Below are 21,148 nucleotides of genomic sequence, written 5' to 3'. Positions count from 1 at the left end.
AGTCTAACCTCACTCGCCGGAATACTTATTGCTGTAGCGTTGCCAAAGCTCAGTCTGGTGGGTTTCCAGAGAGATTTCGCGCCCATCGATAAAGGCGTGGCTCAATTGATTGGTGCGCATATCCAGGGCATCCCCGGCACTGATAAACAAGGTGGCACTTTTTCCGGTTTCCAGAGTTCCGTAGTTATCGTCTATCCCGAGTATTTTGGCGGTATTTCCAGTGATCAATTTTAACGCTTCTTCCCGGTCGAGACCCATTCCGGCAACGTGCCCGGCGTAGAAGGGCAGATTTCGGGTTTGGAAGTTGCTCATGCCTTCATTTTGCAAACCGACCAGTAGCCCGGCATCTACTAAATCTTTAGGCAGCTGATAGGTATAATCGTAATTGTCATCATCCATAGCCGGTAAGGCATGGGGTTCCTGCACCAGAACTGGGATGTTCTCTTCTTTCAGGAAGGCGGCAACTTCCTTGGCCTGGTAACCGCCTACCAGTACAATTTTGGCGATACCAGCTTCCTTCAAAGCGCCGACGCCATCGATAATTTCCCGTTCGGTATTGGCGTAAATGTAGAGCGTTTTTGAGCCGTCAAAAAGCCCCTGCATTGCAGCAAAAGCCGGATTTATCGGCGCATTTTCCCCCGCCCCATAGGCTTTGGAATTTCGTACAAAGTCCAGGACATCTGCTGTTTCTTTGGTATAGTCCTTATTGAATCGCAAGCCTCTTGGCTCCCCAAGCCACCAGCGTCCGCGGCGAAAGGATCGCGGCCAGTGCAGGTGGATGCCATCGTCGGTTTTTACCGCAGCATCTTCCCAGTTCCAGGCATCGAACTGTACAATGGATGAGGTACCGCTGATAGTTCCCCCTTGCGGGGTGGTTTGCCCTAAGAGGATACCGTTGGGCCGCATGCTTTCGACTACCTGTGATTCTGCATTGTAGGCAATCAGGCTTCGGATATGCGGAATCATGGCTCCGATTTCGTCCTGGTCGTCGGTCGCCCGAACAGCATTTATTTCGATCAGTCCAAGCGATTTGGCCGGGGCTATGAACCCTGGGTATACATGTTTACCATCAGCTTCAATAACTCGTCCGCTGGCAGCTACATCGCTTCCTATTGCCGTTATTTTACCGTCACTGAATACAACAGTTCCGTTTTCAATTACTTCCCCATTTCCAATATGAAGCGTTGCTCCGGTAATGGAAATGGTTTCGCTCTGAGGACCTGCCGGAGTTTGTTGAGCACTAAGCGTCCAACCTGCAAGCAGGGCAATTCCAAAAAATATCTTGCTAAAATTTTTCATGATTTTCATTTTCCTGGTTACAGCTATTATTCGCTATCGCAATGCATGCGTTCTTTTCGGTTATTGGCAGGCATTCTTTTCTTGCCGCCATCTTTGTCGTCCAGCATCATCTGGATCAGCGTGTTCCGCTCGTTGGCAACCCGCTCGCGCAGTTGCTGGTCGCGTTCCATATCGAAATAGGCAACCCCCTGGATATAGGTCTTTTCCGCCCGGGCATAAACCGATAACGGGTTGTTATTCCAAAGTACCAGGTCGGCATCTTTGCCTTCCTTGATACTTCCTACGCGATCATCCAGATGCAAGAGTTTTGCAGGATTAATCGTAACCGTCTTCCAGGCATCTGCTTCGCTCATTCCACCATACTTCACCGTTTTCGCAGCCTCCTGGTTTAAACGCCGTGACATTTCAGCGTCATCACTATTGATAGCAACCGTAACCCCGGCGTTATGCATGATTGCAGCATTGTAAGGGATGGCATCTTTTACCTCGTATTTATAGGCCCACCAGTCGCTGAAGGTAGATCCGCCTACGCCATGTTCGGCCATCTTATCGGCTACCTTATACCCTTCCAGGATATGCGTAAAGGTGTTTACGCGGAAGCCCATCTGTTCGGCGACCTTCATGAGCATATTTATCTCGCTCTGAACATAGGAGTGACAGCTAATAAAGCGCTCACCATTGAGAATCTCCGCCAGAACTTCCATCTCCTCATCGTAGCGGTAAGCGTTGCCCGAAGCTTTCTGAGCCTGGTATTCCTTAGCCCGTTGGAAATAGTTGATGAAGACCTGTTCAACCCCCATCCGCGTCTGTGGAAAACGGCTGCGGCTTCCCCAGTTGCTTTGTTTCACATTTTCACCCAGGGCGAATTTGATAAACTTGGGCATGTCTTCGAAAATGAGTCCGGAGGCCGGATTACCCCATCTGAGTCTCAGGATGGCCGAGCGCCCCCCAATGGGGTTGGCAGAGCCATGGAGCAATTGTATGGTGGTTACGCCCCCGGCAAGATTCCTGTAAATATCCATGTCTCGCGGATCAATAACGTCGGTCATTTTTACCTCTGCCGAACTGTTGTGCCCGCCTTCGTTAATGGCGAGCGCTGCAATATGGCTGTGTTCATCGATGATTCCCGCTGTGAGGTGTTTTCCTGTAGCGTCAATCACCTGCGCTCGTCCGGCATTCAGGTCCTGCCCAATTCGCGCGATTTTTCCATCGCGGACCAGTACATCGGTATTTTCCAGGATGCCGGCATCTTCTGAGGTCCAAACAGTGGCATTGCGGAATAAGATATCCGAAGCTGTTGGCATGGTTTCAAAACCATAGCCCACATTGGGATACATAACCGGCATCACCGTAGGCTTGTCTTCCGATTTTTTCGCTTCTTCTTTTTCGGCGTCATAAGCTGCGGTCTTTCGGGCTGTAAACCGGGTTTCCCGTCCGTTCGGCAAAACTCCGGGCCCTTGAATATTATCTGAGGTACCGCTAACCCTTCCGGTCATGCGATAGCGATCTTCCCCGTCGGTAAAACTCAGGTCGATCCAATCGCCTTTATAGCTGAGTTTTCCTTTGAGTTCTGTCGTGTCTTTGGAAATTTTGAGTTTTGGGGCAGCTGCCTTTCCGGATAATTCCATGGTGAAGGACTGGCTACCGGCTCTAAGCGAATAGGTGCCCCGGATATCCTTCTGGTCCATATCGGAAAGGATATGGCGCTGGCCGCGTACCCAGTTCTCATACAGCGTGCTGCTTTCCGAGAATACGGGTCCTGATGTGATCAGGAAGTTTGCCAGACGACCCGGACGCAGGCTGCCGATTTTATCGGATTGGCCCAGCAGTGAAGCCGGGGTAGTGGTCAGGGCTTCCAAAGCTTGTTGTTCGCTTAGGCCATAGGAAATGGCTTTGCGGATTTGCTTATGAAATTCGGCATTGTTTTTTAATCCGTGTAAAGTAAAGGCAAAGCGGACGCCGTTGTCGGCCATTACTTTGGGATTGGAAGGTGCCTGGTTCCAGTGCCGCATATCCTCAAGGGAAACCAAATCGGCCTCAAAAGGATTGGAGACGTCGAAAGCCGCTGGAAAATCCAGTGGGAGCACCAGGGCTGCATTTGTTGCCTTGATAGCCTGAACATCTTCGTATTCCCTTCCTCCTGCAAGGATAATGTATTGAACGCCGAAATTATCGCCGATTCCATCGGCGCGCAGGACATTTCCGTTATCACCGGCTGCAAAGAACTGGACCAACCCTTTATTGCTGTTTAAAGCCTCCAGGGCGCGGTCCGTAGTCGGGGAGTTTCCTCCTTCATACCACCGGGCGTCGTAATACATCTGCCGCAGCAGCGCCATAGCGCCCATAAGGGAAGATGGGTAGGATTGCCGGGAAGTCACACTTTTTTGGAAGGAGAAATACTGTCCCGAGTTCTGCTGGATTACGCGGGTATTTTCGTTTCCTTCTTTGTTCAGACTTAAGGTAACCCCAGTTCCCCGGGCAACCCCGTCCGGGATATGGCTGTTGACGGTACCAAATCCCAATTTGCGCAGGCTACCTGCACTTTTATCGTCATAGGAATAGGCGTTTATTGCCTCTTGTTCGGGTCGTATGTGATCGTTCCAGTAAAAGCCTTCCCGAGAAGGATTGTAGTCCGCAGAGCGTCCACCACCCTGGGCGCGCTTGGGCTTGGCGATGCCGTATTCCGAGAATACATCGATAAAAGAGGGGTAAATGTGTTTCCCTTTCAGATCAAAAACCACGGCATTTGCCGGAATGCGCACAGATGCACCGGCCTGGGCTACCTCTCCGTTGCGAATAAGGAGGGTACCGTTCTGTATTACCTCTCCGGGAGCAATATGCAAAGTGGCCCCGGTCAGTGCCGTGTAATTGTCGTTTTCGGCCTTAACCCCATCGTTTTTGGGATAGTATTCCTGGCCATAGGCGAGCATCCCGGACAGGAAGATCGCCGGGAGGAAGAATTTCCATTTCATAAGAGCGTAGTATAAGTTGAATTAGTCGACACTAAAAATAAGGAACTACAGGCGTTTACTGGCTATAATACCCGAATATTTGGATCAATTAAACCGAGAATTCAGGGATTCCGGATAATCAGTCCTCGGGAGTGGGTTCCGGGATTTGTGGAAGGAGTCCCTGCTGCCGATGATAGGCGATTATTAGCCCCACAACCCGGTTGTAACTCCGGATTCCATCTTGTTGCTTGTTGGCCTTGAGGTATGAATTAAAAATGGCCTTAAAAACAGGCTCCAATGGATTTTCAAAGGCTTCCCAAAAGGTTCGCTGCTTCGCATAATGCGCCCGGACTCCAGGATTGAGTCGATTGACCCATTGTTTGGCCAAAACGGAGTCGCGTCGGTTAATTTCAGAAAGGCAGTAACTCAAGGCATAAGCCTCTGCCGTATACTGCAACAGCGGATCTTCCTGCTGCCGGGTAACCAGGTAACCGATAAAGTTCGTTTCGTTTTCAGCCGAATAACCCAACTGATGGCCAATTTCATGGGCGCTGACCACCGGGAACCGAAATAAAGGCAGCCTGGCATTTACCTGGGCTTCCCCGGTAAAAGGGTTCAGGTATCCGCCATACCCCATATAGGTTAAAGGGGTGCTGATCAGGGAAGTTTTCAGGCTGTGTCGGTTATAAGCCAGGGCGGGAACGCTATCTGCAATGCGGCCATACCCATCCAGGGTTTGGTCAAAGATCACCGCCTTCTCATAAGGTTCAAAAAGCAGCTTTTGGGAATCGGCCGGAAGCGACTCCTGTTGCCGGTTCACCTTTTCGGTAAGGTAATGGGTCATTGCCAGCAATTCACCCTGGGAATATTCCTTTTTAAGCCCCAGGCGATCTCCCAGGGGTTGGCGGAAGTAATTGAGTCCCCAAAGCAGATAAAAGGTAAAGTGAATTACCGCAAAGGCGGCAATGATATTTCGCAGATAACTTTTCCAATGCAGTCGAATGCCACGCCATCGCGTAATCAGGAGGTAGGTGGAATAAGCCAGGAGGAATATGTAAATCACATCCCCAATCGAAAAGGGGATCCAGCCGTAAAGCCAGCGGAAAAAGCCGGAAAAAATGAGATAGATCCCCTGGCTGTAATTGCGTTCTACCCATTCGGGATTTCGGCTCAGCCATTGGATCAGCAACCACTGCAGCGGGAGGCTTAAAACCAGCAGATTCGGGATTTTTTTAAACCAGGGCGCACGCTTGGCCGTCATTTACAGTGATTTTTTCTGCCTTAAAAATATGGATTTTGCCAGCTAGAAGAAGCCGCTTCGAATTTTATACCTTAGTCGGCCAATAAAATTACCGTCTTATGAGCCAGGTTTTAGAAGCTGTGGAACCCCGGGAAGTATGGGCGCATTTTGAAGCCCTTAATGCCGTTCCCCGACCCTCGAAAAAGGAAGAACGCATTATCGCGTTTATGCAGGATTTCGGAAAGTCGCTGGGTTTGGAAACTTCCACTGATGCTGTAGGCAATGTTCTGATCCGCAAGCCCGGAACCTCGGGCAGGGAAGGCTTTTCACCTGTGGTTTTACAGGCCCACCTCGACATGGTCCACCAGCAGAATGAAGGAACCGGATTCGATTTTGACTCGGAAGGAATCCGCATGTATGTGGAAGCAGGATGGGTCCGTGCTCAAGGGACTACTCTGGGTGCCGATAATGGGCTGGGGGTTGCTGCGATAATGGCTGTTCTTGCCTCGGATAACCTGGAACATCCTCCTATAGAAGCGCTCTTTACGATCGATGAGGAAACCGGAATGACAGGGGCAAAATCTTTACAACCGGGCTGGTTAAAAGGTACCCGACTCTTAAACCTGGATACAGAAGAAGATAATGTACTCACCGTTGGGTGTGCCGGGGGAATTGATCTCACAGGCAGCGGAATTTATTCGGAAGTTGCTGTTAACCCGTCGAGTCAGGGGATTTATATTACGGTAGAAGGCCTCCAGGGCGGACATAGCGGAATGGACATTCATAAGGGTCTCGGGAATGCGAATAAGATTTTGGCTCGGGTCCTGCAGGAATGCCAGCAAGAAGTTCCTCTACAACTTGCTTCGTTTTCCGGGGGAAACCTTAGAAATGCCATACCGAGGGAAGCAAAGGCCCTGGTAGCTTTGGATAAAGCGTCCCGTGAGCAATTTATTAAAGTCTTTGCCCGGCTGTCGGAAACTATTAAAGGCGAATTCGCGGCGGTTGAACCCGGATTGCAAATTGGTTGGGCGAGTGCTGAACTCCCGGAGCGGGTGATGGCCGTTGAAGATGCGGACCAACTACTGCGGGTCATACGTGCCCTGCTCAGTGGGGTATATTACATGAGCTATCAGTTCCCGGAACAAACCGAGACATCCAACAACGTCGCACGGGTAGTTGCATCCGGGGGACGTTTGGAGATCGGATGCCTGACCCGATCCTCATCGGAAAGCAGAAAACGGGATCTGCTGGACAGTTTGAGTGGGATCCTGGCTTTGGCCGGGTATGCAGTAAGCACTTCAGGGGATTATCCGGGGTGGCAACCCGCCCCAGATTCCAAGTTATTGCAACTCGCTGCAACCCGCTATCAGGAACTTTTTAACGAGGAACCAAAAATCGAAGCCGGCCACGGGGGATTGGAATGCGGAATAATCAAAAACAACTACCCCGACATGGATATGATCAGCTTTGGTCCGGACATACTGGGCGCCCATTCCCCGGACGAACGCGCATCGATTTCCTCCACCCAAAAGTTCTGGCGGTTTTTAAAGGATTTGCTTGCGCAAATCAAAGATTAAGTACGGATCGCTTACTCGCTAATTCCCGTTAACTCCAGGTCAAATATGAGATTGGCATTCGGGGGGATAGGACCACTTCCCTGCGGTCCGTATCCGAGGTAGGGGGGAATGAATACCCGCCACTTATCTCCGACTTGCATCGACAGCAAAGCCTCCTTAAATCCGGCTACCAACCTGGAGTCGGGACTGAAAAGCATGGGAGAAGGTTGAAAGATTCCCCGGTGATTTCGGTTTATTACTTCGAACTGATCGGATTTAAGGGCTTCGGCCTCGATGTTGGTATCGAAAAGGGTCCCGTTTTCTAAATATCCGGCATAGTTTACCAATACCATTTGCCCAATTTCCGGCTTAGGCCCTTCGCCTGACTCGAGTACGATGTATTTTAATCCGGAAGCCATGCTGTCCGCTTCCATACGCTGGGCAACAAGTTCTTCTCCGAAAGCCTTTACTGCGGCCTGCTTTGCTTCTATTTCGGCAAAGTAATCCTGCATTACAGCCAGGGCATCAAATTTTCGGGCGTCTTTGCCCTGCCGGATGATATTGACTTCCTCCATAACCACGTCGGTCACGGGTTTGTTGCTCCCCTGACTCACTTCAACTGCGGCAATAGAGTCTACCACTTCAATACCGGCAACAACTTCTCCGAAAATGGTATGCTTTCCATCGAGCCAGGGTGTTTCGGCGTGCGTGATAAAGAACTGACTCCCATTGGTGTTGGGATATCCTGGATTCGCCATTGAGAGTAGTCCTTTGCGATCGTGGCGCAACGAATCGTTGAATTCATCTTTGAACTGATACCCTGGCCCTCCGCGACCAGAGGCTGTGGGATCTCCACCCTGAATCATGAAATCGTTCATAACCCGGTGGAAGGTTACGCCGTTGTAGTAGGGCTTGTCTTTGTATTCTTCGCTTACATAAGGGCTGGTTCCTTCGGCCAATGTTACAAAGCTGGCCACGGTTACCGGTGTCTTTTCGTATTCGAGCCTGAGGACAATGTCTCCTTTAGTCGTTTTCATGTGGGCGTATAGCCCATCACCCAAATCTGCGTACTGATTGGATTTGCAACCGGCAAGTGGAAGCATGCTGATACAAAGAAGATACAGTAAGTTTTTCATAAAAATCTTAGGGTTTGAGGGGTAATGAATCTTTTGATTTTTCGATATCCAGGATCCAGACCTGGCTCTTTAGTGGCAGGTTAGGACCAATCCGATCCTGGTCGCCGTGATAGCCATAGCCCAGGGAGGAGGGAAACCAAAATACCGCGCTTTCCCCCTGGCGTAATAATTTCACACTGGAACGCATCCCGGGGAATAGTTCCTGCTTATCTACTTTATATTTAAGTAGCCCGATTTCCTCCCGGGAATATATGGTATCTCCGCCCCAGGTCATTAGGTTGTACTGGAGGGTAACCAGATCATCAGGCGCTGCAATAGGCTCCGTTTCCGGAGCCTTGGTTTCGAAATAATATTTGGTGCCGCTGGCACTGGTGGTATAGGTGCGGAGCGAATCTTTGGCGAGCAATTCTTCCAGGAAAAGCATCTCTTCTTCCAGGAGTTTGCGGTTGCGCTCGGCCGATACCTTGAGAAAAGATCCCCCTTTTTCTTCAACCGGCCAACGCGGTACAGCGTCCTGGCATCCGGCCAGGAGTAGAAGTAATAAGATAAATGCCAGGGGTTTTACATTCATGGTTGCAAATCTTTGGCGTACTCCGACAAGATACTTTCAAACCGAAGCGTAGTTTCCTTTAGTGATTCTGTACTGCGGCCCCCAGCGGCATTGATGTGCCCTCCGCCTTCAAAATGAGCACGCGCCATAGCATTTACGGAGAAATCCCCCTGGGACCTCAATGAAATTTTAACGATCTCCTCATCGGTATTCTCGATGAAGATAGCAGCCAGGATAACACCGTCGAGAGAAAGCCCGTAATTCACAAAGCCTTCGGTATCTCCCTTGCGGAAATTGTGCCGATCGAGCTCTTCCTGAGATAGGGTAATGTAGGCGGTACGGTACTGCGGGAGTATCTTGAGATTGCTTAAGGCACAGCCTAATAGCTGGATGCGTTCCGGCCGGTTTGTGTCGTAAATCTGACGGTGGATTTCCGAAGGAACTGCCCCGCGCTCCATTAGATCAGCGGCAATCCGCAGGGTTATGGGGGAGGTGGAGGGAAACTTAAACGAGCCCGTATCGGTTAAAAGGCCTGCATAGAGGCAAGAGGCGGCGTCTGCGTTGAGTTTTCCGATTCCTCCCAGGGCGGCAATACAGTGGTACACCATTTCGCAGGTGGAACTCATCGAAGGATCCGAATAGGTAACCGTTGCGTAATCATCGGGACTCTGGTGGTGGTCGATCATTACCATGGGAGCAGTAGCCTGCTTTAAGGGTTCGGCCAGGGCACCACTGCGGTCCAGCGCGTTGAAATCCAGTGTAAAAATAAGTCCCGCCTCACGTATCAAACCCGCTCCGGCTTCTGGTTGCCGATCGAAACGGATTACTTCGCTTGCTCCCGGCATCCATTGCAGGAATTGGGGGAAATCATTGGGCGCCAGGACGCTGACCTGATGGCCGACTGCCTGGAGGTAATGCATGAGTCCCAGGCAACTGCCTATGGCATCCCCGTCAGGATTCTTATGTGGTATCAGCAGAATAGGAGGCCTTGTGGCCAATAATTCATTCAAACGTCGGGCGTGCTCCGCATTCATGGGCGCAAAGATACAATTATTGACAGGGAATTGGGTACATTTAAGTCGATCTAAATCTGCGCGTATGTATCGTTATTTAATCGGGGTGTCCCTTGTGTTTTTAATGCTGTCCTGCAAGTCTAACAAGCCAGCCACCGGAGATGAGAAGCGGGAGGAAGCCGCTGAATTTCGGATCGCCTTCGGAAGTTGTAACCGAACCGATTTGCCCAACCTGCTTTGGGACGATATCCTGGACCAGGATCCCGATCTCTGGATCTGGGGTGGCGATAACATCTATGCCGACACGGACGATATGGAGAAAATGGCTGCCCTGTATGCCCTCATGAAGGCAGATACGGCATACGCGCGATTGCGTCAAAATATGCCGATAATTGGCACCTGGGACGATCACGACTATGGCCTCAATGACGGGGGGGTGGAATTTGCGGCCAAGGCCGAAAGCCAACAGGTTTTTCTGGATTTCATGGATGTTCCTGCAGCCAGTCCGCGACGCCAGCGGGAGGGGGTTTATGCCACCCATGAGTTTGAGGTGGGCAGGCAGTCAGTAAAAGTTTTGGTGCTCGATACCCGGTATTTCCGCAGTCCGTTGCAACCCGATCCCACAGGTAAAAAGCGATATATTCCCAAGCTTCGCGACGGGGGAACAGTTCTTGGAGAAGCACAATGGAATTGGCTAACCCGGGAGTTAGAAGCTTCCCAGGCCGACTTTAATATAATCGTCAGTAGCATCCAGGTACTTTCCTCAGAACACGGTTTTGAAACCTGGGGCTTGTTCCCGGCCGAGCAATCCCGACTCCTGGAAACTATTGTTAATTCAAGAGCTAAGGGAGTTATCATGCTAACCGGGGACCGCCATATTTCCGAAATATCACAGATAGAATATAAAGCAGCTGCATATCCACTGATCGATTTTACCTCCAGCGGGCTCACCCATGCCTATCGCAATTTTTCAGGTGAACCCAATCGCTATCGGGTCGGGGAAGTAGTGGCTATTGAGAGTTTTGGTATGGTCCTGCTCGATTTGGACAGCCGTAAGGCTACCTTGCAAATACGAGGCGATAAAGGGCAAGTGCTTCGGGAAATGGTGCAGCAATATTGATAGCTATTAACAAACCTGAGTTTGCCGGTTGCCTGCAAAAGCCTATTTTTGCCGAAAATTTTAGATAATGACCGGAAACAGAACCTTTACAATGATCAAGCCCGATGCCGTTGAAAACGGACATATCGGGGCAATCCTGGAGAAAATCACGGCTGCAGGCTTTAAGATCATTGCCATGAAGTATACCCAACTGAGCCGGAGGGATGCCGAGGAATTCTATGCCATCCACAAGGAGCGCCCATTTTTCGGGGAGCTGGTTACTTTCATGACACGTGGGCCAATTGTTTCGGCTATCCTGGAAAAGGACAATGCTGTTGAGGATTTCCGCGCACTGATCGGGGCCACCAACCCGGCAGAAGCCGCCGAAGGCACTATTCGTAAATTATTTGCGAAGGACATCGGTGAAAACGCCGTTCACGGTTCGGACAGTGACGAAAACGCTGCCATCGAAGGAGCTTTCCATTTTTCCGGCCGCGAGATCTATTCCTGATCTACCGCAACACTATCGAATCGATAATTTCCCGGCCCAGGTGATCGTTAAGCAGGACTACAATCCTGCTGCGGCCCAGGCTTAATTCTTCCCGGAGCACTGAAGAGCTGAGGCTTACGTAAAGTGTCGTCCCCTGCAGGCGTACGTTTTGGGTGTAGTTAGACACGCCCGGACCGAGTACCTCTGACCAGGCTTGGGTAATGTCGACCTGGTCCAGGCCTTTTCGCAGCTTAGAGCCTTTCAGGAATGCATCCAGGGCATCGCCCAGGGATTGTTCTTCATCACTTCGTGCCATTGGCTAAAGGTAGGGGATTATGCCGCTCATACGTATATTCCAATCCGTTATCGTGCCTTGTAATCAACTCTGAATCGGTTAGTTTCAGGACTTCCTCCTGCCAACTTTCTTCCTCCTGTTCAAAGACGAGATATAGGCTTCCTTCCTCCTGTACGATACGCAAAGGTGCTGCATCATCAGAAGTCTGGAAGGTACCATTTACCTGAGGTTGTACCTTTTTCCGGTACCCGGCCAGGCCTTCCACCTGGAAGAAATCGATGGTACTGTTAGCCATGTATTCCTTTTGCTGCCCATCTGGAAATTCGACCTCCCGGATTTCCCAATATCCATTGAGCAGTTCGGGATTGCCCACGGAATTTCCGCAGGATATCAGAAGCGCCAGTCCGGAGGCCGTCAGGAATAAGGACCTTAAAAAGTTGAGCTTAAAGTTTGAGCAAAGCATAAGATTGATGGGTTTGTGCAACAATTTCTTCGGTCCGGTTGGCATGGGTATCACTGATAAAGATCTGGCCAAAATTTTCCCCGTTGACCATTCCGACGATATGCGCCACACGTCCTGCGTCTAATTTGTCAAAGATATCGTCCAGCAGTAAAATCGGTGTTCCTTTTAAACGATCCTTCATCAGGGCGAACTGCGCAAATTTGAGTGCGATCAGATAGGATTTTTGCTGTCCCTGACTGCCGAACTTCTTAATGGGATGACCGTCAATGTTCATTTTGAGATCGTCCTTGTGTATTCCTTTGGTAGTGTACTGCAAAAGGCGATCCCGAGAAAGGCTGGAGGCAAAGAGCTCCTCCATCGGGCCTTCGTCCAAATGACTTTTGTAATGGAGGCTAACGGTTTCCCCACCGCCTGAAATAGTCTGGTACTGTGCGGTAAAATACGGTTGGAAGGCTTCAATAAACGCCTTGCGACGGGCGTGAATGCGCTCCCCCAGTTCCTGCAATTGTCCGTTGTAGACCTCCAGGGTGTCGGGTTGAAACTGACTGTTCGCCGCAAAATATTTCAACAGTGCATTGCGTTGGGAAAGCACCTTATTGTAGTCCAGAACATCCTGCAGATAAGCGCGATCGGACTGGGCGATAACGCCGTCCATAAATTTCCGGCGGGTATCACTTCCCTCCAGGATCAGGTCGCGATCTGCCGGAGATACAATGACCAACGGGATTTCCCCGATATGGTCTGAAATCCGGTCGTAAATCTTGCCATCGCGCTTGATCGTTTTCTTGGCACCTTTCTTAAAACTACAACTCACCTTTACTTCTCGAGCGTTTCCGGACATCTCTGAATCCCCGTCCACGTCCCGCTCAAACGCACCTTCGATCAGGAAAAATTCTTCCCCGTGTCGGATATTCTGTGAGCTGACCGGATTGAAATAACTTTTACCGAAAGCCAGGTGGTAAATTGCATCTAATACATTGGTCTTGCCTTTTCCATTAGCCCCCACCAGGCAATTTATCTTCTGGTCGAATTGGAATTTCCGACTATCAAAATTCTTGTAATTAATTAAAGACAAATGATTTAGTATCATGAAGATCAGTCTCTGGCCGAACTATTTAAAGGCGTTGGCAGGGCGGAAAAATAACAAATAAAATGACTTTCGGTTTACGATAAAACCTTTATTTTTGCGCGACCAAATAATACAAATAATGGCGACATACAAGAAACGCGGGCACAAGCCAAAAAATAAGGCAGAAGAGGCTCGGCAATGGGCGGAAGAGAGTACAACGGCCGAAGTATTCAACACACTGGACACCAGTGCCTCCCGCACCGAACAATGGGTAGCCCGCAACCAGAACTACATTCTGGGTATTATCGGAGTTGTCGCCGTAGGAGTTTTGGCTTACCTGGGATACGAGAAATTTATTCAGGAACCTAAGGAAACCACAGCCAGCAACGAACTCTTTTATCCTATGGAGTATTTCCGTCAGGCTCAACAGCAGGATGCCATAGCGGATTCGCTCTATACCCTGGCCCTGAATGGCGCTGAAGGTAAATATGGCCTCCTCGACATCATTGGAGAGTATTCGGGAACCAAGGCGGCCAATCTGGCCAATTACGCTGCAGGTGTTTCTTATTTGCACCTGGATCAATACGACAAGGCTATTAGTTACCTGGAGGATTTCAAATCCGATGGAGGGACCTATGAGGCAGTAAGCCAGGGGGCCATTGGAGATGCCTTTATGGAACTCGGACAAACGTCTGATGCGCTGAACTACTACGAGAAGGCGCTTAAGGCAGAGGATAATGAATTTACCACCCCCGTATATCTTCAAAAAGCAGGTATTGCGGCCCTGGAACTAGGCCAGGGAGCTAAGGCGCTCGGATATTTCGAGCGTATCTCAGAAGAATTCCCGCAATCTGCCCAGGCGAATGGGGTAGAAGGCTATATCGGCCGGGCTCAAGCTGCTCAGTAATGGCTACCGCCGGGAAAGACCTCAGTGCGTTTGACGCTACTAAGCTGCCGGATGCTTCCGGGATGCGCATTGGTCTGGTGGTATCTCAATGGAACACAGAAATTACCGAAGCCCTGTATCAGGGGGCTAGGGATACCCTAATCGCCTGTGGGGTCGCCGAAGACCGCCAAATTCGATGGGAAGTTCCCGGAACATTTGAGCTGGCCTATGGTTGTCGCCGAATGATAGAGCGGGAAATGCCCGATGCGGTTATAGCTATTGGCAGTGTAATCCGCGGAGAAACGGCCCATTTTGACTTCGTCTGTTCTGCCGCCGCACAAGGCATCAAAGACTTGAACCTCCGAGGAAACGCCCCGGTTATTTTTTGCGTCCTCACCGACGACAATATGGATCAGGCCAAAGCGAGAAGCGGTGGCAAACACGGAAATAAGGGTACCGAAGCAGCCGTTGCTGCCATTCAGATGGCGGCCCTGTAGATCTTAACTTTTTTTGGCAGCCTCCACGCGGTCTTCGCGCTCATTTTCCCTATTTTTGGAGGTGCATTATGAAACTTTCTTCGAAGCTTAAGAAAAATAAGAAGTACGGCTACAAACCCCGCTATTCTGAAGGGGAGCACGGGCGTGATGGGCTTATGAATAATCCCTATAAGTTCGAGCATAAGTTCGATAAGTTTCGTACCACAGTAGACCGGCAGGGCGGAGTAAAGAATCGGTTTCGAAATGCAGTGAATGATCTCAAAAGGGAAGGCGACCGTAACCTGCGTTTGCGATTCCTGGTCATTTTTGCCATTTTGCTCCTTATCGTCCTGTACATTTTAGATTTTGACCTATCCATATTTTTTCCGTCCTGATGGCCGACCGCATTAAAGTTTTACCCGATCATGTTGCGAACCAAATCGCTGCAGGGGAAGTTGTGCAGCGTCCGGCCTCGATTGTCAAGGAGTTACTGGAGAATGCTATTGATTCCGGAGCAACACGTATTGAATTAGTGGTCCGCGATGGCGGAAAGGCCCTGGTTCAGGTTGTCGACAATGGGTGCGGGATGAGCCCGGAGGATGCGGCATTGAGCTTTAAACGTCACGCAACCTCCAAAATTCAATCGGCAGCAGATTTATTCCAACTGCATACCAAGGGATTCCGGGGAGAAGCCCTGGCTTCGATCGCTGCTATTGCCCAGGTCGAAATGCTCACCCGGGAATCCGATACTGAGCTTGGGATTAAACTCCGACTTGCCGGGGATCAGGTACAATTAAAAGAGGCTGTCGTTACGCCAGTAGGCACTTCGGTAAGTGTAAAAAACCTTTTCTTCAACATCCCTGCGCGTCGAAATTTCCTGAAATCCGCCAAGGTGGAATTCCGCCACGTGCTGGAAGAATTCAATCGGGTAGCCCTGGTTCACCCTGAGGTTGCCTTCAGCCTTACCCATAACGACCAGGAGGTTCACCAACTCCCGGAATCACCGCTGCGGCAACGCCTGACGCATTTGATGGGTCGCCGTATGGACGATAGGCTGGTTCCTGTACAGGAGGAAACACAATTAGCGCGCCTGGAGGGATTTATTTGCAAGCCGGAATTCGCGCGCAAGAGCCGGGGGGAACAGTACTTCTTTGTCAACAGAAGATTTATCAAGAGTTCCTATTTGCATCATGCGGTCATCAGTGCATTCGAAGGGTTATTAAAACCGGACGTTCATCCGGGATACTTCCTCTATCTGGACCTGCCACCAGACCGTCTGGATATCAACATCCACCCAACCAAGACCGAAGTCAAGTTCGAGGACGAACAAAGCCTGTACGCCATTCTGCGCTCGGCGATCAAACACAGCTTGGGGCAATTCAGCATCAGGCCCGTATTGGATTTTGAAAGCGACCAGAATCTGGAAACCCCTTATGGTTATCGCAACCGGGAGGCGGTTTCACCCACAGTTAGCGTAGATCGGTCCTTTAATCCTTTTGCGGATAACGCAGGAGCTCCTGCGGCTCGAAAGCGCACTGCTTATGAGCATGAAGCCTTTGAAATTCCTGCGGATTTAATCATTGAATCCGAGGGGAGCCAGGCGAACCTTTTTACGGAGGATCGCGACGACAACCAACAGGGGATTTTCCAATTGGGCAAGCGCTATATCGTGAGCCGCATTAAATCAGGTATTGTATTGATCGACCAGCATCGGGCCCACCAACGGGTGATCTACGAACAACTGATGCAAAACCTGACCCGGAATATGCCGAATAGCCAGGCGTTGCTGTTTCCTATTAAGCTGCCTTTGGAGCCTGCGGATATGCACATTCTAAAGGGATTGGAAGATACGCTCGGCGGGATGGGTTTCAGCTTTGGGGATTGGAAGTCCGACTGCCTTGAAATCATTGGAATTCCAGAGGAATTGGCAGAAAGCCAGGCTGCTGAATTGATAGACGATCTGCTCGCCGATTGGAAAACACATGAAGACGATGCCCATTTTTCCCAGGCCGATCGCTTGGCCCGCTCTATGAGTCGCAGCATGGCTGTGAAACCTGGGGCAGCATTGGATCCGGTGTCCTGTCAGACACTGGTACACGATTTGTTTGCATGTAAAGAGCCGGACCTCTCTCCGTCCCATAAACCAATACACACCACCCTCAGCCTTGAGGATATCGCTAAAAAACTGAATTGATGGGAAGACTTACCGATGGGATAAAGCACTTGCTGATCATAAACGTATTGTTTTATGTAGCCTCCATGTTATATGGGGATATTTTGTATCAGCAACTCTCCTTATGGTATCCCGAGCATCCCAATTTCAGGATATGGCAATTGGTCTCCCATATGTTTATGCACAGCCCGGACACCTTTATGCATATTCTTTTTAATATGTATGCGCTCTGGGCCTTCGGAACTCCTTTGGAACGGATGTGGGGAACCAAAAAATTCCTGTTTTTCTATTTCTCGGCAGGGATTGGAGCTGCCTTAATCCACAGCGGAGTGAGCTATATTGAGGTGCATCGCGGATTGGATACTATTGCAGCTGCGGGGTTTGACCCTTCGCAGGTTTTGGATTTGATGGCCAAGGAACAATATATGCCGGCCTGGGTGGAAAAGACCTCTATTGAGACCGTTCAAAGCACATTTCAGGCATTCAATACCCCGGCTGTAGGTGCTTCGGGGGCCATTTATGGGGTGCTGGTGGCCTTTGGTATGCTTTTTCCAAATGCGGAATTGTTTCTCATTTTCCTCCCGATCCCCATCAAAGCAAAATATTTTATCCCGGCCCTTATTGCCCTGGATTTGTTCTCCGGACTTACCGGATATTCCATTTTTGGTGCGGGGATTGCGCATTTTGCCCACGTGGGAGGAGCGCTTATAGGTTTCCTGATGATGTGGTACTGGAAGAAAAATCAGTTTAATCAAAACCGCTGGAATTGATGAATAGTGGCAACTTAAAATATCAGTTTGCCCGGGCAAATTTTGCAGAAAAACTCATTGTGGTCAATGTAGCAGTCTACCTGGTTTTCAGGCTGGCTTCGTTCTTATTCCAGATTCCGATTTTGGCACTGGAGGCCTGGTTTGAGTTGCCGAAAGGGCTTGGGGATTTTGCCCTGCAACCCTGGTCTTTGGTTACCTATAGTTTCTTACACGGGAGTTTCTGGCACTTGTTTTTCAATATGCTGCTGCTGTATTATATGGCCCGTATCTTTTTTAATTTCTTTGGGACGCGCCGCTTTGTGAATGTCTATTTCCTGGGGGTTATTCTGGGGGGATTGTTTTTCCTGGCAGCCTATAATATTTTCCCGGCATTTGCCGCCAGCCGTTCTCCGCTGATCGGGGCTTCGGCCGGGGTAATGGCGGTGTTGATTTACGTCTGCACTTATTCCCCGAACCTCCCAATCCGGATCTTCTTTTTCAATGTTAAACTCTGGCATGTAGGGGCCTTCTTTGTATTGCTGGATTTACTGATGATTCCCCTGGGAGATAATGCAGGAGGAAGGATTGCCCACCTGGGCGGTGCCTTGCTCGGTTACCTGTATGCCAGTCAGTCCCGGGAAGGGAAAGATCTGGGCGCCGGATTTTCCCGCTTGCTGGATGGTTTGGCGAACTTCTTCAATAGCCTGGGAGGGCTGTTTGAAAAGCGCGAGCGTAAAGCGCCGATGAAAACGGTTTATAAGAAGCAACGATCCGCGCCCACCAAAGCCGATTACGATAAGGCCACCAAGCAGCGGAAAATCGATGGTATCCTGGATAAGATCAGTAAGTCGGGGTACGAAAGCCTTACCCAGGCCGAGAAGGATTTTCTCTTTAAAGCAGGGAAGGAAGATTAATACCGGGAGGATTCGCGGTCCAGGTCCAATGCATCACCTAGCTTGAAAATTCCAGAATTGCCCAGCAATCGAAGGAGTCGGCGATCAGGTGCATGATTAAACCCAATCCAAACCATCTCGTTTTCGGATAAACGGCCAGGATGTAATAGACTCCCAAAGCCGGTAAACTGTGAAGCAGGTGAAATCCCGGACTGCAACGCATGGGGTCGTAAATAGGATCGGCAAGTAGATGGTCTATGTCAATACTCCAGCCTGCCAGCATCCAAAAGAATGCCCTCCAAAACTTTTCCCTGTAAACCAGGAGTGCAGCCAGGAGCGGAAGACCCAGGTGCAAGCCATAATGGAGTAGATCCCGCATCACGATTGTACAGGCAAGGATATTTTTTTAAGGTATTCCCCGGCGAGTTTCCCCTCATTAAAAAGTAAGTCCAATCCACTGAGGTTGGCAACAAAGGGGTGTCGGTCTTCAAAAACCTGGGGATAGGAAGGAAAGTCAAGATCGAGCGGGGTTTTGGCGCCGGCCAGGAATCGCAGGTCCTGTTTTTCGTTGGGTTCAGCTTCATAAGCAGTGGATGTAGCTTCGGGAAAATCTATTTCCAGCAATTCACAGAGCAGCCTCGCCGTACTTAGGTTCAGGTCAAGGAGTGTTTCGAATTCCTCTTCGAAGATTTTCCGGAGCCTCGATTCGTAATACTCAAAAAAGGGGGCAGCGCGATAGGCGGTTTCCAGGCTCCGCCAATGTTGACGTTGCCAGGGGTAAGTGTTGTCTATCTGAACATCCCGGTAACGTTGGCGGCCATTAGCTCCTCCGCTATGTCGAATTGGGATGTTGAGCATTTGCCGTCCGCGATCGGTACAGATGTAACAGCGGTTACGGTACGTTTGCTTCTGGTAGTTATCCCAAACTTCCCAAACAACCCCGCCTTCCTGAAGGCATCGTAGACTGATGACATTGGGAAAATAAGTAGGATGTAGGAGTAGCTCCACGTTCAGCGGTATTCGCTCACAGGCATTATGCGCCCTGCTTCTTTTTCTTGCGTCGTTTCCTCCAGAAATAATCCAGGACAAAGAAGGCAGCCAGGGCTACCAAAAAATGCCGGAAATAAGACTGAGGCTCCCCGCTGCCACTGACCGTTGTGAATATGCGGTCCCAACGTGGCTTCCAATTGGCCATGCCCTGATTGAAATTATCAAAGCTCATCCAGATAAATACTGGCTTACCCACAATGTGGTTGGCCGGTACATATCCCCAGGCGCGGCTGTCCTCGGAGTGGTCGCGATTATCTCCCATCATCCAGTAATAATCCTGGGTAAAGGTAAAGCTGGTTGCGGGCTGGCCATCGATATAGACCTGATTCCCGTTTACGCTTACATCATGACCTTCATAATCACGAATTATCTTTTTGTATAGGGGCAGTACTTCGGGACTTAAGGCAACCTGGTCTCCGGCTCCCGGGATATAGATGGGTCCGAGATTATCATAATTCCATGGGTAGCGCGGATTTTCTGGGAAAATTTTGAATCCTGCAGTACCTGCTGGCTCAACCAGCCGCACCAGGGAATCAACGCCCTTAATGTTTCTTAAGGCCTCGGCCATTTCATCCGTTAGGGCTACTGCGCGCTCCCGCAGGGAAATCTCCCGGATATTGCGTATCCCAGCGGCGCGTACAACTTCTACAGATAGCCCCTGGGCATCTGTAATAATTACGGTTTGTCCGTTTTGATTTTGGGATTGGCGAATGTAGGGTACGATAAAATTCAGCTGGGACTGGTTGAGTTGTTCGCACAGATAGGTGCGCACAAACTCGTCGGCGCCTACCCGACGGAACCATTCCGTAGCCACTCCTTTGCTGCTATAAGCTGTGTAGTCGTACATGGGACGTGCCCGCTCGGAAAGTTCGAGCTGTTGGCCGTTAACGAATACATAGCCATCGATAACCTGAAGCGAATCTCCTGGGGTACCGACACATCGCTTTACGTAATTGGACTTCTTATCAATGGGCTTATCTACGCGCTTATCCAACTGAAAAAACTGCTTTACGGTATCGGCAGGCCAGCTAAAGACCACCAGGTCGTTCTTTTTGACCTCCTGAAAGCCCGGAAGCCTCATGTAGGGTAATTGTGGTTTTTTCAAATAGGAACGCGTTCCTATTACCGGAAGCGTATCGTGTACCATGGGGGCAGCGACAGTTGTCATAGGCACGCGGGCCCCGTAATGCATCTTGCTCACAAAAAGCAGGTCCCCGACACGAAGGGTTCTTTCCAGGGACCCTGTCGGGATCACATAGGGCTGCATAAAATAGGTATGCACGAAGGTGGCCGCTACCACGGCAAAAACGATAGACGATACCCACTCCCCTGAAGCAGATTTCGGGTTCAGGTCGCGATTTGGCACATGGCTCACGTCCAGGGCGTAGTTGATATAATACAGATAAAACCCAAGGCTGAGGAGCACCAACCAGGTATCCTTAAGCTTGTTTTGTCCAAAACTCCGGGCCGTTTCCACCCAGACCACCGGGAACATCAACAAATTGATGATCGGAATAAAAAGCAGTAGCACCCACCATCTCGGACGTCCGATGATTTGCATCAAGACATAGGCGTTGTAAATAGGGACAGCGGCTTCCCAGGCTTTACGACCGGCTTTTTGATAGAGTTTCCAGGTTCCGAGAAAATGAATGAGCTGTACCGCGAAAAAGAAGAGGATCCACTGGGTAAAGTTCATGAGTGTCTTTGGTTTTAGGTCTTAGTGCGCTTTGGTTGGCAAATATGAGAGTTCTGGCGCAGAA

Annotated in this window: 21 protein-coding genes; 9 read left to right on the top strand and 12 right to left on the bottom strand. The window is 50.0% G+C overall.

Annotated features, from left to right (window positions below):
* Positions 1–9: 9 nt before the first annotated feature.
* The 3 genes from BM318_RS01190 to BM318_RS01180 all read right to left on the bottom strand — a co-directional run bounded on the left by BM318_RS01190 (position 10) and on the right by BM318_RS01180 (position 5,511).
* Complete coding sequence (locus BM318_RS01190; protein ID WP_092982011.1) at positions 10–1,299, bottom strand: amidohydrolase family protein; 1,290 nt, start codon at positions 1,297–1,299, stop codon at positions 10–12.
* 26 nt (positions 1,300–1,325) lie between these two features.
* Positions 1,326–4,271 (bottom strand): amidohydrolase family protein, encoded by a 2,946-nt coding sequence (locus BM318_RS01185; RefSeq protein ID WP_092980021.1) that lies wholly within the window; start codon positions 4,269–4,271, stop codon positions 1,326–1,328.
* A 118-nt stretch (positions 4,272–4,389) separates the two neighbouring features.
* The gene (locus BM318_RS01180) at positions 4,390–5,511 is read right to left on the bottom strand and encodes a DUF3810 domain-containing protein (RefSeq protein WP_092980019.1); all 1,122 of its coding nucleotides are present in this window, start codon (positions 5,509–5,511) and stop codon (positions 4,390–4,392) included.
* 98 nt (positions 5,512–5,609) lie between these two features.
* Here BM318_RS01180 and BM318_RS01175 point away from each other — a divergent pair, with 98 nt between their 5' ends.
* A complete protein-coding gene (locus BM318_RS01175; protein WP_092980018.1) occupies positions 5,610–7,067 on the top strand; it encodes an aminoacyl-histidine dipeptidase in 1,458 nt (485 codons plus the stop codon).
* Between the two features lie 11 nt (positions 7,068–7,078).
* Here BM318_RS01175 and BM318_RS01170 read toward each other — a convergent pair whose 3' ends face one another.
* Genes BM318_RS01170 through BM318_RS01160 form a run of 3 tightly spaced genes read right to left on the bottom strand, consistent with a single transcriptional unit; the run spans position 7,079 to position 9,766 of the window.
* Positions 7,079–8,182 carry a peptidylprolyl isomerase gene (locus BM318_RS01170; RefSeq protein WP_092980016.1) on the bottom strand — a complete coding sequence of 368 codons (1,104 nt, stop codon included), beginning with the start codon at positions 8,180–8,182 and terminating at the stop codon, positions 7,079–7,081.
* A gap of 7 nt (positions 8,183–8,189) precedes the next feature.
* The gene (gldI, locus tag BM318_RS01165) at positions 8,190–8,753 is read right to left on the bottom strand and encodes a gliding motility-associated peptidyl-prolyl isomerase GldI (protein WP_092980014.1); all 564 of its coding nucleotides are present in this window, start codon (positions 8,751–8,753) and stop codon (positions 8,190–8,192) included.
* Positions 8,750–9,766: a DHH family phosphoesterase gene (locus BM318_RS01160; protein WP_092980012.1), complete on the bottom strand. Its 1,017-nt coding sequence runs from the start codon at positions 9,764–9,766 to the stop codon at positions 8,750–8,752. The genes gldI and BM318_RS01160 overlap by 4 nt, the downstream gene beginning before the upstream one ends.
* Positions 9,767–9,830: 64 nt before the next feature.
* Here BM318_RS01160 and BM318_RS01155 point away from each other — a divergent pair, with 64 nt between their 5' ends.
* The gene (locus BM318_RS01155; protein WP_092980011.1) at positions 9,831–10,865 is read left to right on the top strand and encodes an alkaline phosphatase D family protein; all 1,035 of its coding nucleotides are present in this window, start codon (positions 9,831–9,833) and stop codon (positions 10,863–10,865) included.
* A 67-nt stretch (positions 10,866–10,932) separates the two neighbouring features.
* Positions 10,933–11,355 (top strand): nucleoside-diphosphate kinase, encoded by a 423-nt coding sequence (locus tag BM318_RS01150; protein WP_092980010.1) that lies wholly within the window; start codon positions 10,933–10,935, stop codon positions 11,353–11,355.
* 1 nt (position 11,356) lies between these two features.
* Here the strand turns inward: BM318_RS01150 and BM318_RS01145 are convergent, their stop codons facing one another.
* From BM318_RS01145 to recF, 3 genes are read right to left on the bottom strand one after another with little or no spacing between them, the layout of a single operon-like run.
* Positions 11,357–11,650 carry a DciA family protein gene (locus BM318_RS01145; RefSeq protein ID WP_092980008.1) on the bottom strand — a complete coding sequence of 98 codons (294 nt, stop codon included), beginning with the start codon at positions 11,648–11,650 and terminating at the stop codon, positions 11,357–11,359.
* Complete coding sequence (locus BM318_RS01140; RefSeq protein ID WP_092980007.1) at positions 11,637–12,092, bottom strand: hypothetical protein; 456 nt, start codon at positions 12,090–12,092, stop codon at positions 11,637–11,639. The genes BM318_RS01145 and BM318_RS01140 overlap by 14 nt, the downstream gene beginning before the upstream one ends.
* Positions 12,073–13,182, bottom strand: coding sequence for a DNA replication/repair protein RecF (gene recF, locus BM318_RS01135; protein ID WP_092980006.1), 1,110 nt, complete (start codon positions 13,180–13,182; stop codon positions 12,073–12,075). Before recF ends, BM318_RS01140 begins: the two co-directional genes overlap by 20 nt.
* Before the next feature lie 118 nt (positions 13,183–13,300).
* On the opposite strand from recF, the gene BM318_RS01130 reads away from it, so the two are divergent.
* From BM318_RS01130 to BM318_RS01105, 6 genes are all read left to right on the top strand, one after another.
* Entirely contained in the window at positions 13,301–14,068 is a 768-nt protein-coding gene (locus tag BM318_RS01130; RefSeq protein WP_092980004.1) for a tetratricopeptide repeat protein, read from the top strand.
* The gene (gene ribH, locus BM318_RS01125) at positions 14,068–14,544 is read left to right on the top strand and encodes a 6,7-dimethyl-8-ribityllumazine synthase (RefSeq protein WP_092980002.1); all 477 of its coding nucleotides are present in this window, start codon (positions 14,068–14,070) and stop codon (positions 14,542–14,544) included. Before BM318_RS01130 ends, ribH begins: the two co-directional genes overlap by 1 nt.
* Before the next feature lie 68 nt (positions 14,545–14,612).
* A complete protein-coding gene (locus tag BM318_RS01120; RefSeq protein WP_092980000.1) occupies positions 14,613–14,918 on the top strand; it encodes a riboflavin synthase subunit beta in 306 nt (101 codons plus the stop codon).
* Positions 14,918–16,717 (top strand): DNA mismatch repair endonuclease MutL, encoded by a 1,800-nt coding sequence (gene mutL / locus BM318_RS01115; protein ID WP_092979998.1) that lies wholly within the window; start codon positions 14,918–14,920, stop codon positions 16,715–16,717. The genes BM318_RS01120 and mutL overlap by 1 nt, the downstream gene beginning before the upstream one ends.
* Entirely contained in the window at positions 16,717–17,466 is a 750-nt protein-coding gene (locus BM318_RS01110; RefSeq protein WP_092979996.1) for a rhomboid family intramembrane serine protease, read from the top strand. The genes mutL and BM318_RS01110 overlap by 1 nt, the downstream gene beginning before the upstream one ends.
* Positions 17,466–18,359 (top strand): rhomboid family protein, encoded by an 894-nt coding sequence (locus BM318_RS01105; protein ID WP_092979994.1) that lies wholly within the window; start codon positions 17,466–17,468, stop codon positions 18,357–18,359. Before BM318_RS01110 ends, BM318_RS01105 begins: the two co-directional genes overlap by 1 nt.
* Before the next feature lie 37 nt (positions 18,360–18,396).
* Here the strand turns inward: BM318_RS01105 and BM318_RS01100 are convergent, their stop codons facing one another.
* The 3 genes from BM318_RS01100 to lepB are packed head-to-tail and all read right to left on the bottom strand — an operon-like array spanning position 18,397 to position 21,084.
* The gene (locus BM318_RS01100) at positions 18,397–18,717 is read right to left on the bottom strand and encodes a DUF6122 family protein (protein WP_092979992.1); all 321 of its coding nucleotides are present in this window, start codon (positions 18,715–18,717) and stop codon (positions 18,397–18,399) included.
* The gene (locus tag BM318_RS01095) at positions 18,717–19,346 is read right to left on the bottom strand and encodes a WbqC family protein (RefSeq protein ID WP_394333319.1); all 630 of its coding nucleotides are present in this window, start codon (positions 19,344–19,346) and stop codon (positions 18,717–18,719) included. The genes BM318_RS01100 and BM318_RS01095 overlap by 1 nt, the downstream gene beginning before the upstream one ends.
* A gap of 25 nt (positions 19,347–19,371) precedes the next feature.
* Positions 19,372–21,084, bottom strand: a complete 1,713-nt coding sequence (gene lepB / locus BM318_RS01090; protein WP_092979990.1) for a signal peptidase I — start codon at positions 21,082–21,084, stop codon at positions 19,372–19,374.
* Between the last annotated feature and the right edge of the window lie 64 nt (positions 21,085–21,148).

This window comes from Robiginitalea myxolifaciens (genome assembly GCF_900115205.1).
Taxonomy (GTDB): domain Bacteria; phylum Bacteroidota; class Bacteroidia; order Flavobacteriales; family Flavobacteriaceae; genus Robiginitalea; species Robiginitalea myxolifaciens.
The sequence above is the reverse complement of the archived record's forward strand: the minus strand, read 5'-3'. Positions and strand labels throughout refer to the sequence as shown.

Excerpts from the sequence above, each read along its gene's own strand:
- BM318_RS01190 (WP_092982011.1), bottom strand. The coding sequence starts at position 1,299 with ATGAAAAATTTTAGCAAGATATTTTTTGGAATTGCCCTGCTTGCAGGT.
- BM318_RS01185 (WP_092980021.1), bottom strand. The coding sequence starts at position 4,271 with ATGAAATGGAAATTCTTCCTCCCGGCGATCTTCCTGTCCGGGATGCTC.
- BM318_RS01180 (WP_092980019.1), bottom strand. The coding sequence starts at position 5,511 with ATGACGGCCAAGCGTGCGCCCTGGTTTAAAAAAATCCCGAATCTGCTG.
- BM318_RS01175 (WP_092980018.1), top strand. The coding sequence starts at position 5,610 with ATGAGCCAGGTTTTAGAAGCTGTGGAACCCCGGGAAGTATGGGCGCAT.
- BM318_RS01170 (WP_092980016.1), bottom strand. The coding sequence starts at position 8,182 with ATGAAAAACTTACTGTATCTTCTTTGTATCAGCATGCTTCCACTTGCC.
- gldI (WP_092980014.1), bottom strand. The coding sequence starts at position 8,753 with ATGAATGTAAAACCCCTGGCATTTATCTTATTACTTCTACTCCTGGCC.
- BM318_RS01160 (WP_092980012.1), bottom strand. The coding sequence starts at position 9,766 with ATGAATGCGGAGCACGCCCGACGTTTGAATGAATTATTGGCCACAAGG.
- BM318_RS01155 (WP_092980011.1), top strand. The coding sequence starts at position 9,831 with ATGTATCGTTATTTAATCGGGGTGTCCCTTGTGTTTTTAATGCTGTCC.
- BM318_RS01150 (WP_092980010.1), top strand. The coding sequence starts at position 10,933 with ATGACCGGAAACAGAACCTTTACAATGATCAAGCCCGATGCCGTTGAA.
- BM318_RS01145 (WP_092980008.1), bottom strand. The coding sequence starts at position 11,650 with ATGGCACGAAGTGATGAAGAACAATCCCTGGGCGATGCCCTGGATGCA.
- BM318_RS01140 (WP_092980007.1), bottom strand. The coding sequence starts at position 12,092 with ATGCTTTGCTCAAACTTTAAGCTCAACTTTTTAAGGTCCTTATTCCTG.
- recF (WP_092980006.1), bottom strand. The coding sequence starts at position 13,182 with ATGATACTAAATCATTTGTCTTTAATTAATTACAAGAATTTTGATAGT.
- BM318_RS01130 (WP_092980004.1), top strand. The coding sequence starts at position 13,301 with ATGGCGACATACAAGAAACGCGGGCACAAGCCAAAAAATAAGGCAGAA.
- ribH (WP_092980002.1), top strand. The coding sequence starts at position 14,068 with ATGGCTACCGCCGGGAAAGACCTCAGTGCGTTTGACGCTACTAAGCTG.
- BM318_RS01120 (WP_092980000.1), top strand. The coding sequence starts at position 14,613 with ATGAAACTTTCTTCGAAGCTTAAGAAAAATAAGAAGTACGGCTACAAA.
- mutL (WP_092979998.1), top strand. The coding sequence starts at position 14,918 with ATGGCCGACCGCATTAAAGTTTTACCCGATCATGTTGCGAACCAAATC.
- BM318_RS01110 (WP_092979996.1), top strand. The coding sequence starts at position 16,717 with ATGGGAAGACTTACCGATGGGATAAAGCACTTGCTGATCATAAACGTA.
- BM318_RS01105 (WP_092979994.1), top strand. The coding sequence starts at position 17,466 with ATGAATAGTGGCAACTTAAAATATCAGTTTGCCCGGGCAAATTTTGCA.
- BM318_RS01100 (WP_092979992.1), bottom strand. The coding sequence starts at position 18,717 with ATGCGGGATCTACTCCATTATGGCTTGCACCTGGGTCTTCCGCTCCTG.
- lepB (WP_092979990.1), bottom strand. The coding sequence starts at position 21,084 with ATGAACTTTACCCAGTGGATCCTCTTCTTTTTCGCGGTACAGCTCATT.